Here is a 12211-nt window from a genome sequence, read left to right as displayed (position 1 = left end):
ATTGTTATTGATATAATAGTTTGAATTTCAAATATAATGCCATAAATTCTAAATTTAAGGTAAATCCATTTTAAATCAAATTAAAAAAATCCATTTATTCTTAATTTTATTTTAAATTTAAATTGTTGACAGCATTATTTGTTTACTTTTATCCAACAAAAAGTGACTAATTTTATAGTTACTTTAAATGAAATTTAACTAGTATTTATTTTTTATTATGAATAAAACATTGGTATCCGCTAAGGCAAATTTTGGCACTCTTCCTGTTTTTTTAACAGCTATTTCAACAATTTTAGGAGCCGTAATGTTCTTACGATTTGGATTTGCTGTTGGTTCCGTTGGTTTTATGGGAACACTAGCTATTATAATAATTGGCCATTTGGTAACAATTCCAACCGCAATGGCTTTAGCAGAAATTGCTACCAACCAAAAAGTTGAAGGTGGTGGCGAATATTTTATTATTTCTAGATCATTTGGAGTTAATATTGGTGCTGCTATTGGTATTACGTTATACCTTTCTCAAGCAATTAGCGTAGCCTTTTATGTTATTGCATTTGCCGAATCTTTTGAAGCCATAAAACCTTGGGTTGCATCTGAATTTGGTTACGAGTTATACGACAATCGTTTATTTAGTATCCCTGCATTATTACTTTTAATTTGGCTCATGGTTACTAAAGGTGCAGATTTAGGAATGAAAGCATTATATGTTGTTGTGGCTATTTTGGCCGTTTCATTAGTATTATTCTTTTTTGGTTCCACTGAATTTGGAAATGTTTTTGAAAGTTCACAATTATTTAAAGGAACTACTCCCGAAAATGGTTTCTTTTATGTTTTTGCTATTATTTTCCCCGCATTTACAGGTATGACAGCCGGCGTAGGATTATCAGGAGATTTAAAAGATCCGAAAAAATCTATTCCAATGGGAACATTATCTGCCACTATTATTGGTATGATAATATATGTATTTATAGCTTTAAAATTAACCTCATCCGCTAGTGCTAGTGATTTAATTAATGACCAGCTTATAATGAGTAAAATTGCACTTTGGGGTCCAATTATCCCAATTGGTTTGGCTGCTGCAACTATTTCATCAGCTTTGGGTTCGTTTATGGTTGCTCCACGTACTTTACAAGCTATTGGGGGAGATTATGTATTTCCGAATAAAATGTTAAATACTTTTGTGGCTAAAGGAACTGCAAAAAATAACGAGCCAAGAAATGCAACTATTTTAACAAGTGGAATTGCACTTATTTTTGTTTTAATGGGTGATGTAAATGCCGTTGCTGAAATTATTTCTATGTTCTTTATGGTAACTTATGGTTCTCTTTGTTTAATCTCTTTTATGCAACATTTTGCTGCAGACCCATCATACCGTCCTTCATTTAAATCTAAATGGTATTTATCTCTTTTAGGAGCTGTAATGTGTGTGTTTTTAATGTTTAAAATTAACACAACTTATGCTATTGCAGCAATTGCTTTAATGGTTGGAATTTACTTTTATATTACCATAAAAAGTGAAAATAAAAAAGGAATGGCTACTATTTTTCAAGGAGTAATTCATCAATTTAGTAGAACAATGCAAGTATTTCTTCAAAAAACGGAAAAAGAAAAAACTGAAGAAGCCTGGAGACCGGCTGTAATTTGTTTATCTAAAGATAGTTTTGAACGTTATGGAGCTATGGAAATGATGAAATGGATATCTCATAGATATGGGTTTGGAACCTATATTCATTTTGAACAAGCTTATTTTTCAAAAGAATCTAAAAAAAGTGCTGAAATAAAACTTGAAAAATTAATTAAAACGGCGTCTTCTAGTAAAAATAATGTTTTTGTTGAAACTTTAATTTCACCTTCAAATACCGCCGCAATTATTCAGGCAATTCAACAACCAGGGATTTCGGGTCAGCCAAATAACATGATGCTTTTTGAATATAAAAAAGGTAAAAAAGATTGGCTAACTACTATTATTGATAACTTTAGTGTTTTAAAAAGTGCTCAGTACGATTTATGTATTTTAGCTTCTTCTGATAAAGGTTTTGGTTATAAAAAAGATATTCATGTTTGGATAAGCAAACAGGATTATGAGAATGCCAATTTAATGATTTTACTATCTTATATTATTTTAGGCCATCCAGATTGGAAAAAAGGAGAAATTAAAATATTTGCAACTTTTGCAAAAGAAAATATTGCCCAAGAAGAACAAAATTTAATTGAATTAACTTCTTCTGGACGTTTACCAATTTCAGCAAATAATATTCGTGTGCTACCAATTGAAGATGATAAAAGTAGAAGAGACTTGATTAATGAAAATTCCGTAGATGCTGATTTAACTCTTATAGGATTCCACGAAGGAATGATGAAATCTGAAAATAACCTAGAAATATTTGAAGGTTATGATAATATTGGAAATATTCTTTTTGTTAACACATTAACCTCTAAATCAATTAAATAGATAATTAAAATTGTTTTAAAATTATTGGTAACGTAAATTCTGTAGTAACTGGCATATCTCTTTTTATTGCCGGTTGCAATGTGGGTAAATTTTGTAAACTAACTTTAACAATACTATCAAAATTTGGGAGAAGTGTTTTTGTTTTTTCTGAAATTTTTATGCCCGACAAACTAATTTTACCAAAATTATCAACTTTTAATTTTACTAAAACAGTATCATTTATAATTTCTTTAGCATTCAACTGGTGCTCTTTTATAGACGCGTAAATGTGTTGCGACATTTCTAACTGAAAACAAATTTGTTGCTTTTCTCTTGATGGAATATGTTCACAATTTGGAAATAATGGAAATGCATCCACCGTATTAAAATCCACAATAGTATCTACTGGCATAATGCCATCCTTTTTGGATGTATTACCAAAATAGGAACAAGAAACTAATACGATAATTAAAAATACTAGACTTAAAAATTGCTTCAACATGGTTTTTTAATTCACCGGGTGAAAATACAATATTTTCTGTTAGTCAACAATTTCACCTTCAAGAAAGTATTGTTTTTTAATTTCTTGAATTCTTCCTTCAGCATAAATGGTCATTTTTTCATCGTTTCCTTTAAACCTACTTACATATTGTTGAAACCTTTTTAAAGCCATTTTTTTATCTTCATAATACATATCAGAAGTTGTTGCCAATTCAAACAAGGCTTTATAATTGTTATAATTATTTTGAAAAGATTTCTCAAAATTATCAATAGCTTCTTTTAAATTATGCTCTTCTTTTAACATAATTCCCATTAAAAAATATTGCCGATCTAAATCTGGTTTTGCCGTACCAATAGATCGAATGAGGTAAAATCTAGCCATTTCAAAATCCTTTTTATCATAATACAAAGTGGCTAAACGGTAATAAATAGTATAATCACTTGGATCTAACTTTATGGCATTTTTAAAATATTTTTCAGCCAAATCAAAATCTTGTAAATTATAATAACACATTCCAGCCATTTCATACGTACTTACTGAAACATAATTTAAACTGTCTAATTTTTTTAAATAGACTAAGGTGTTTTTAAAATCTTTGGTATAATATAAATCGTTTGCTTTTAACTGGTTGAAATTAATGTTATTAGAATCTATTTGTAACCCTTTATTAATAAACAGTGTTGTGGAATCTTTAAAACGTAACTTTTTAAAAAAATTAACCAATTCAAAAATACTTTTTAAATGAAGTGTATCTAATTTATAGGCATCTAAATAACTCTGTCCCATTTCATTAAACTTGTTTTGCTTATCTAAGCACTCACCTATTTGGTATGGATAATTTGGGTTTTCAGCATCTTTACTTTGTAAAAACCGAAACAATTTCTCAGCTCTTATTGGCTGATTTTGTGATAAATACAACTTTCCTAAACTATTTGCAACCAATAAATTAGAAGTATCTTTTGCAATTAAAACCTCATACGTTTCTATAGCTTTTGAAGTTAATCCAATGGCTAAATACAATTGTGCTAATTTTACTTTTGCCGTTTCACTATTTTCTAATTCAAGGGCTTTATTTAAATATATTAACGCTTTATTTTCATTGCCTACGGATTGATAAATACTAGCTGTTTTTTCAAAAATTGCAAAGGTTTTTGGTTGTGACCTTTCTAACAAAACCAATGCGTTTTGATAGTTTCCTTTTAACAACAAACTATCTACAGCGCTAAAAACCGAAAATTGTGCTTCGGTTTTTAATACAACTAATAATAGCAATAATGATATAATAATCTTTTTCATAGCATTTAAATTTTTAATCTACTTTAAACGCAATTGGCAAACTATATTTAACACCAACTGCTTGTCCACCATATTTCCCTGGTATCATTTTAGGCAAACTACTCACAACTCTAACAGCTTCTTCTTCTAAATTTTCATGTGGTGCTCTTGCTTGAACATCTGTAATATTCCCTTCTTTATTAATTTTAAATATCACAAAAACTCTTTTAATTCCAGGTTTTAAACCCAAGGTTTTTGCTAATCCTGAATTAAAGTTTTTAGCCACATGATTTGTAATGTTTTCTTGGATACAAGCTTTTAACTCTTCTTCTGATCCTTCACAACCTGGAAAAACAGGAACATTTTCAATAACAGCAAAAGGAAGATCAACATCCACATTTTCTGATATTAAACTATCAATGCGTTTTTTAGTATATTTTGGAATTTCATCTTTAGCTATTTTTCCATCAACCTTAAAAGCAATTGGTAGAGCATATTTAACATTTACAAAATTACTTTTGTGCTTTCCTGGAGTCATTTTTGGCAACAAACTAACCACTCGAATAGCTTCATCTTCTAGTGCTTTATGCGACGCTCTAGATTTAATATCAGAAATATTTCCATCTTTATCAATTTTAAACATCACATAAATTCTTTGAACACCAGGTTCTAGTTTTAATTCTTTTGTAAGATTTGTATTAAAATTCTTATTTACATGATTAGTAATACCTTCTTGTAAACATTTTTTTAATTCTTCTTCAGTTCCTGTGCAACCCGGAAAAACTGGAACATTTTCTATTTCACTAAACGGAACATCTAAAGTTTCAATAAGTGTATCATTCTTCTTTAACACTTTACTACTTTCTTCAACTTTTACATTCTCAATAATTTCATTTGAACTTATAACCTCATCAATTATAGGCAATGCTTGAATATTAGATTCTTTTTTATCTTCAAATGAACTTAAAACCAACATTCCTCCAATTAAAGGGATCATTAATAAATACTTTAATTGTTTAATTTTTTGTGATTTGTTTTTGGTAATCATAGCTATTCTTTTTTTAATTAATGAATGTTTAAAAAATTGGTTGATAAATGAAATGTTTTCTACATTAAAAGTTTGGGAAAGTATGGTGTTAAAATAATTATGCTTATCCGTTTTCTTTACAACTTCGGCATCAGAAATATACTCATGTAATAAGGTAATACGGTTTTGATACACATAAATTAAAGGATTAAACCACATTGCTATTTTTAAGAATTCAAAAAACAATAAATCTAATGTGTGTAATTGTTTGCAATGCACCATTTCGTGTTGGATAATGGAAAATACTTTTTGTTTAACAAAATCTCTTTTTATAAATATATAATTGAAAAACGAAAAGGCTGACTTCTTTTTATTTAATAAAACCAATTTAAAGTTTTCGCTTTTCACAACTTCATTAGTTACAATTAATTGAATAATTTTAAATAATTTGATTAAAAATAGAATTAAAAAAAGTACGATTCCAACATAAAAACCAATTTCAAAATAATTCATAGAAGACTCAATTTTAACGGTTTGCAAAATTACTGCTTGCGGATTTAAAAACACAGTTGGCAATTGTTCAACATATTGAATGGGAACACTTTTTTGCAAACTTTCAAATTTTAAAAAAGGAATTACAAATGCTAAAACGGGAGTTAACAATAAATAAAATCTGTTCCATTTAAAAAAGGTTTCCTTTTGTAAAAAGAAATCGTACACCGCTAAAAACAGTGCTTGAAACAATACCACTTGAAGTATAAAATTTATCATTTATCAGCATTTTTTTTGTTAATACTTTTTAAAATAGTTTCTAATTCATTTAAATCAACATCGTTTTTTTTCACAAAAAAGGATACCAAACTTTTAAATGAACCATCAAAATAGCCATCAACCAACTTTTGCAAACTTTGGTTACTATAATCCGCTTTTTTTATGAGCGGAAAATAAATATAACCTCTACCCTTGGCTTTATGAGCAACAAATTCTTTAGTCTCTAAAATTCTAATAATAGTTGAAACTGTGTTATACGCTGGCTTTGGCTCGGGTAATTTGTCAATAATATCTTGCACACTTCCCTGCTCTATTTCCCATAAAACTTGCATAAATTGCTCTTCAGCTTTTGTTAATTGTTTCTCCATTTTATAACTAATTGTTTAGTTCAATAATACAAATATAACTAAATATTTAGTTTTAACTAATATTTTAGTTGTAAAATAGTAAATTTTTAGAAAAACCTTTACAATTTAAAATTGAAAACTTACTTTAGCGTATGGATATTTTTCTTTTAATAGTTGGTTTTTTATTAGCCGTCACAGGAATTATTGGTTCAATTTTACCGGTTTTACCTGGTCCAATATTGGGTTGGTTTGGTTTATTATTATTGTACCTCACAAAAATTGTTCCTATTAATTATACACTGTTAGGTATTACTTTGGTAGTTGCAATTGCAGTTTTAGTTTTAGACTATGTCATTCCATCGGTTGGAACTAAAAAATTTGGAGGTACTAAATTTGGAGTTATAGGCACAACCATCGGTTTAATTCTGGGAATATTTTTCTTCCCTCCTATTGGATTAATTATTGGACCTTTTGTTGGTGCTTTTATTGGAGAAATGATTTATGATAGTAAAAATCCGAAAAAAGCATTAAAAGCATCTTACGGATCATTTATTGGTTTTTTAACAGGAACGCTGTTAAAATTTGTAGTAGCAGTAATTTTTACAGGCTTGTATTTTTCAATTTTTTGGGAATATAAAGCCTCTTTTTTCAATTTTTAAGCTTTAACATATACCTCTTAAAAACAAAAAAAGCGTCCCGGTTTTTCGGGAAGCTTTCCATTGGTTTATTAAACCACGACGCTTTTACACGTCAAACAACACAACTAAATCGCTTTAAAAGCGATACGCAAATATATAAATTTATTTTTGATTACAAATTCTAAACACTTTTTCTTTCTAAATTACCTATTTTTCTGAATTGATTGTATCTTTGCGCACTGTAAAATAAATACAACATATAAAAATCGCATTATGCAATTATCACCACTTGAAATAATTAGAAGAGAATCGTTACAAAAATTACGTGATTTAGGTATCAACCCATATCCTGCTGAAGAATTTAAAACTACAGCAACTATAAAGGATATCATAAATAATTTTGAAGATTTTGATGGTAAGGAGGTTGTATTAGCTGGGAGAATGATGAGCCGTAGAATTATGGGTAAAGCATCATTTGCAGAATTAAAAGATGCCAGTGGAAGAATGCAAATCTACATTAACAGAGATGAAATTTCTTCTGATGATGAAGGGACAATGTACAATACTGTATTCAAAAAATTATTGGATATGGGTGATATTATTGGAATTAAAGGTGAAGTTTTTAAAACCAAAGTTGGGGAAGAATCTGTAAACGTAAAAGAATTAACAGTGCTTTCTAAAAGTTTACGTCCATTGCCGGTTGTAAAAACAGATGCTGATGGAAAAGTTCACGATGCTTTTTCAGATAATGAACAACGTTATAGAAGACGTTATGTAGATTTAATTGTAAACGATCACGTTAAAGAAACATTCATAAAACGTACAAAAATAACCACTTCTATGCGTGAATTTTTTAATACACGTGGGTATTTAGAAGTTGAAACACCAATTTTACAACCAATTCCTGGAGGTGCAGCTGCACGCCCTTTTATGACACATCACAATGCATTAGATATGCCATTGTATTTGCGTATTGCCAATGAATTGTACTTAAAAAGATTAATTGTTGGTGGTTTTGATGCTGTTTACGAGTTTGCGAAAGACTTTAGAAATGAAGGAATGGATAGAACGCATAACCCTGAATTTACAGTGATGGAATTGTATGTTGCATACAAAGATTATAACTGGATGATGAGTATGACGGAAGAGTTATTGGAGAAAATTTGTTTGGATACAAATAATACTTCTGAAGTTATGATTGGTAATAATAAAGTAAGTTTTAAAGCGCCTTATCCAAGAGTTCCAATTTTAGAAGCTATTAAAATCCACACTGGTTTTGACGTGGCTGGAATGAATGAAGTTGAATTAAGAGACGTTTGTAAAAAAGTAGGGATTGATGTTGATGAGACTATGGGAATTGGAAAAATGATTGATGAATTATTTGGTGAAAAATGTGAGCACCACTACATTCAGCCAACATTTATAACGGATTATCCAAAAGAAATGAGCCCACTTACCAAAGAACACAGAACAAATCCTGCTTTAACAGAACGTTTTGAATTAATGGTAAACGGTAAGGAATTAGCCAACGCATATTCTGAGTTAAACGATCCTATTGACCAACGTGCTCGTTTTGAAGATCAATTGGCACTTTCAGAAAAGGGTGATGATGAAGCTATGTTTATAGATCAAGATTTTATTCGTGCTTTAGAATACGGAATGCCTCCAACTTCAGGAATTGGAATTGGAATTGACCGTTTGGTAATGTTTATGACCAATAATGCTTCTATTCAAGAAGTTTTATTCTTCCCTCAAATGAAACCAGAGAAAAAAGCACCTTCTGTAGAATTAAATGATGATGAAAAAGTATTGTTTGAAATGCTTAAAAAAGTAAATAAAATTTTATTGAATGATTTGAAAATACAAAGTGAATTCAGTAATAAAAAATGGGATAAAACCTTAAAAGGATTAACTAAACACAACTTAGCCAAAGTAAGTAATACCGATGATGGTTTATTTGTTGAGTTAATTTAAATTAAAACGTCATGCTGAACTTGTTTCAGCATCTCATATATTATTAAAAGGGAATTACTTCAACGTAGTTCCTTTTTCATATAAAAGCTATTTAGTATTAAAACCTGCTAAATAAAGTAAAATACCAATCAGTAAAAAAGTGTATCTTCGGAGGCTAAAATTAAAAAATTACATATGTTTCAAAAATTTAAAGGATTTACAAGAGCTTTTTGGACAGCAAATATTGTTGAACTACTAGAAAGAGCCGCGTATTATGGTGTATTTATTGTAATTACACTTTATTTATCAAGAATATTAGGGTTTAACGATATGGAAGCCGGTTTAATCTCTGGTGTGTTTTCTGGAGGGCTTTATTTATTACCAACTTTTACTGGAGCTTTAGCTGACAAAATCGGATTTAAATATTCATTAATAATTGCTTTTTCATTACTAACATTAGGTTATTTTGGACTTGGAGTATTGCCTTCAATTTTAGAATCAATGGGACTTGTTGACTATTCTGGTGATATTACTTTTACAGGTATTGTTGAATCTTACCAAAGATGGGCGATTGTACCAATTATGTTAGTACTTATGATTGGAGGCTCATTTATTAAATCAGTTATTACGGGAACTGTTGCAAAAGAAACCACTGAAGCAAACAGAGCTCAAGGATTTTCAATATTTTATATGATGGTAAATATTGGTGCTTTTTCTGGCAAAACCATTGTAAAACCATTAAGAGATTCTATGGGAGATATTGGTTATGTTTATATCAATTATTTTTCTGCAGTAATGACATTGTTAGGTTTAATTATGATTGTTGCGTTTTATAAAAGCTCAAAAAATACTGGAAAGGGAAAAACTTTTGGTGAAATATGGACTGGTTTAATAAAAGTTTGCACAAACGGAAGATTAATTTCACTTATATTAATTATTACCGGATTTTGGATGGTGCAACATCAATTATATGCAACTATGCCAAAATATGTACTTAGAATGGCCGGAGAAAATGCATCTCCATCATGGTATGCAAATGTTAATCCATTAACCGTGGTATTAACAGTAGCTTTTATTACTAGAATGATGGCAAGCAAAACTCCGTTATTTTCCATGACTGTTGGTATGTTTATAATGCCGCTTTCTGCTATTGCAATGGCTTCTGGAAATTGGTTTGGACAAGCTGAAATTGATTTAGTATTTATAAGTATGCACCCAATTGCGTTGATGATGATTGCTGGTATTGTGTTACAAGGTATAGCAGAATCGTTTATTTCTCCAAGATTTTTACAATTTTTCTCTTTACAAGCCCCTAAAGGTGAAGAAGGAATGTACTTAGGGTTTAGCCATTTACACTCTTTCATTTCATCTATTTTAGGTTTTGGTTTATCTGGTTATTTATTATCTAAATATTGCCCTGAACCAAAGTTATTTGAAACCAGAGAAGCTTGGGAAGCTGCGTCTGTAAATGCGCATTACATTTGGTATTATTTTGCTGCAATTGCACTAGTTTCTGCTATTTCTTTAATTATTTATGGAAAAGTAATTAAAAAATTAGACGCCAAGGAAGCTTAAAAAGTAATTAGTAACACATATTTATTAAATAAAGAAGCTTTCTACAAGAAAATTTTCGTCAACCTTAACTTGATTCAGGTTCTCATAATCATTGATTATAAACAGAATAAGATTCTGAAATAAATTCAGAATGACGATTTTAAATTTCTTGTAGAAAGCTTCTTCTATTGTTTATTTTTCACAAACTAATTCAACTTGTAGAAACTACTCAACGCCTTTATCATAAATGTATGGTCATCTACTCCACTTATTTCTCTAACGGAATGCATTGCCCACATAGGATTTCCAATATCAACAGAACGAATGGCTAATTGACCTGCAGAAACATTTCCTAAAGTACTTCCCCCAACCATATCCGATCTATTCACAAATTTTTGATACGGAACTTTTGCTTCTTTACAAACCATTTCAAAAACTGCACACGAATTACTATCGGTTGTATATTTCTGATTTCCTTCAATTTTAATAGCTGGACCACCATTAATTACAGGTCTTGAAACTGGGTCATGTTTATCTGGATGATTTGGATGTAATCCGTGCGCCATATCTGCACTAACCATAAAAGAATTATAAATTGCTCGCTGAACTTCCTCTTCATTTTTACCTTGAACAAAAGCAATTCTGTTTAAAATATCTTTTAATATTGGAGAACCAGCTCCTTGTTTAGAGCGGCTTCCCACCTCTTCATTATCAAAAATAGCCAACACATTTGTAGCTTTAGAAATTGGCGCGTCAATAAAAGCTGTTAAACCAGCGTGAACCATTGCTAAATCATCTAATTTACCCGATGAAATAAACTCATTATTTAAGCCAATAATACTTCCTTTTGTAAAATCGTATAAATTTAAATCTACTTCTAAAATGTCTTCAACTGCTACATTTATATGCTCTGAAATTTTAGTAGCTAATAAATTCTCTTTATTAATTTCTTTAGTTACAACAGCTGCAACAGGCAACATATCAACTTGCTTGTTTAAGGCAACTCCATCATTTACAGTTCTATTAAAATGAATTGGCAAATTAGGAATAACAAGTATTGGTTGTTTAATATTAAATAAATACGTTTTTGGTTTTAAAGGGTTTTCACCTTTTACACTTACTCTACCTGCAATTGATAAAGGTCTGTCTAACCAAGTATTTAAAATTGGACCTCCATAAGTCTCCGTATTAAATTTTATATATTTATCATCTACTGAAATTTCAGGCGATGGTTTAATTTTAAATGTTGGAGAATCAGAATGCGCAGCAACAATTTTAAAACCAGTTTCTTCAACTTCACTAGTTCCCAAAACAAAAGCAAAAAGCGAAGAATCATTTTGGCACACAAAATATTTTCCTCCTTTTTTAATTTGCCATTTTTCACCTAAATTCAATTCAATAAATCCTTTTTCTTTTAGAATTTTTACTGAATTTTCTATGACGTGATATGCACTTGGACTATCGTAAATAAAATCGATAAGATTTTGAGCGTTTTTTAAATTTTCATTCATAAAATTAGAATTATAATACAATTCAAAGATACTATTATTAACTATGAATTTTAACAATTGAAAGGAAACATAGGTCTCGATTTCAATTTTAACATCATTCAGATTCAATTAGTATTATTTTAACATTTCATTAACAAAAGTAAGCACTAAAATAAAATTCAAACACTACGGTTCTAACCATAAATACTTAATTTTGAGAAAT

General features: G+C 29.6%; 9 protein-coding genes. 4 read left to right on the top strand and 5 right to left on the bottom strand.

Annotation, left to right across the window (positions count from 1 at the left end):
• Positions 1-217 precede the first annotated feature (217 nt).
• Positions 218-2452, top strand: coding sequence for a hypothetical protein (locus JEY78_RS04040; RefSeq protein WP_291846976.1), 2235 nt, complete (start codon positions 218-220; stop codon positions 2450-2452).
• Between the two features lie 4 nt (positions 2453-2456).
• Here the strand turns inward: JEY78_RS04040 and JEY78_RS04035 are convergent, their stop codons facing one another.
• Genes JEY78_RS04035 through JEY78_RS04020 form a run of 4 tightly spaced genes read right to left on the bottom strand, consistent with a single transcriptional unit; the run spans position 2457 to position 6374 of the window.
• A complete protein-coding gene (locus JEY78_RS04035) occupies positions 2457-2933 on the bottom strand; it encodes a hypothetical protein (protein WP_291846974.1) in 477 nt (158 codons plus the stop codon).
• A 39-nt stretch (positions 2934-2972) separates the two neighbouring features.
• On the bottom strand, positions 2973-4229 hold the full coding sequence (locus JEY78_RS04030) for a tetratricopeptide repeat protein (protein WP_291846973.1): 1257 nt from the start codon (positions 4227-4229) through the stop codon (positions 2973-2975).
• A gap of 13 nt (positions 4230-4242) precedes the next feature.
• Entirely contained in the window at positions 4243-6006 is a 1764-nt protein-coding gene (locus JEY78_RS04025; protein ID WP_291846970.1) for an energy transducer TonB, read from the bottom strand.
• Positions 6003-6374, bottom strand: coding sequence for a BlaI/MecI/CopY family transcriptional regulator (locus JEY78_RS04020; protein WP_291846968.1), 372 nt, complete (start codon positions 6372-6374; stop codon positions 6003-6005). The genes JEY78_RS04025 and JEY78_RS04020 overlap by 4 nt, the downstream gene beginning before the upstream one ends.
• A gap of 131 nt (positions 6375-6505) precedes the next feature.
• Here JEY78_RS04020 and JEY78_RS04015 point away from each other — a divergent pair, with 131 nt between their 5' ends.
• The 3 genes from JEY78_RS04015 to JEY78_RS04005 all read left to right on the top strand — a co-directional run bounded on the left by JEY78_RS04015 (position 6506) and on the right by JEY78_RS04005 (position 10519).
• Positions 6506-7012, top strand: coding sequence for a DUF456 domain-containing protein (locus JEY78_RS04015; RefSeq protein ID WP_291846965.1), 507 nt, complete (start codon positions 6506-6508; stop codon positions 7010-7012).
• 252 nt (positions 7013-7264) lie between these two features.
• The gene (gene lysS / locus JEY78_RS04010; protein WP_291846962.1) at positions 7265-8965 is read left to right on the top strand and encodes a lysine--tRNA ligase; all 1701 of its coding nucleotides are present in this window, start codon (positions 7265-7267) and stop codon (positions 8963-8965) included.
• A gap of 174 nt (positions 8966-9139) precedes the next feature.
• Positions 9140-10519, top strand: coding sequence for an MFS transporter (locus JEY78_RS04005; RefSeq protein WP_291846960.1), 1380 nt, complete (start codon positions 9140-9142; stop codon positions 10517-10519).
• A 185-nt stretch (positions 10520-10704) separates the two neighbouring features.
• On the opposite strand, the gene JEY78_RS04000 is transcribed toward JEY78_RS04005, so the two are convergent.
• Positions 10705-12009: a M18 family aminopeptidase gene (locus JEY78_RS04000; RefSeq protein ID WP_291846957.1), complete on the bottom strand. Its 1305-nt coding sequence runs from the start codon at positions 12007-12009 to the stop codon at positions 10705-10707.
• Positions 12010-12211 lie beyond the last annotated feature (202 nt).

This window comes from Lutibacter sp., assembly GCF_016342705.1.
In the GTDB taxonomy this organism is placed as follows: domain Bacteria; phylum Bacteroidota; class Bacteroidia; order Flavobacteriales; family Flavobacteriaceae; genus Lutibacter.
This window is presented reverse-complemented; position numbering and strand designations above follow the sequence as displayed.

Excerpts from the sequence above, each read along its gene's own strand:
- JEY78_RS04030 (WP_291846973.1), bottom strand. The coding sequence starts at position 4,229 with ATGAAAAAGATTATTATATCATTATTGCTATTATTAGTTGTATTAAAA.
- JEY78_RS04005 (WP_291846960.1), top strand. The coding sequence starts at position 9,140 with ATGTTTCAAAAATTTAAAGGATTTACAAGAGCTTTTTGGACAGCAAAT.
- JEY78_RS04040 (WP_291846976.1), top strand. The coding sequence starts at position 218 with ATGAATAAAACATTGGTATCCGCTAAGGCAAATTTTGGCACTCTTCCT.
- JEY78_RS04025 (WP_291846970.1), bottom strand. The coding sequence starts at position 6,006 with ATGATAAATTTTATACTTCAAGTGGTATTGTTTCAAGCACTGTTTTTA.
- lysS (WP_291846962.1), top strand. The coding sequence starts at position 7,265 with ATGCAATTATCACCACTTGAAATAATTAGAAGAGAATCGTTACAAAAA.
- JEY78_RS04035 (WP_291846974.1), bottom strand. The coding sequence starts at position 2,933 with ATGTTGAAGCAATTTTTAAGTCTAGTATTTTTAATTATCGTATTAGTT.
- JEY78_RS04015 (WP_291846965.1), top strand. The coding sequence starts at position 6,506 with ATGGATATTTTTCTTTTAATAGTTGGTTTTTTATTAGCCGTCACAGGA.
- JEY78_RS04020 (WP_291846968.1), bottom strand. The coding sequence starts at position 6,374 with ATGGAGAAACAATTAACAAAAGCTGAAGAGCAATTTATGCAAGTTTTA.
- JEY78_RS04000 (WP_291846957.1), bottom strand. The coding sequence starts at position 12,009 with ATGAATGAAAATTTAAAAAACGCTCAAAATCTTATCGATTTTATTTAC.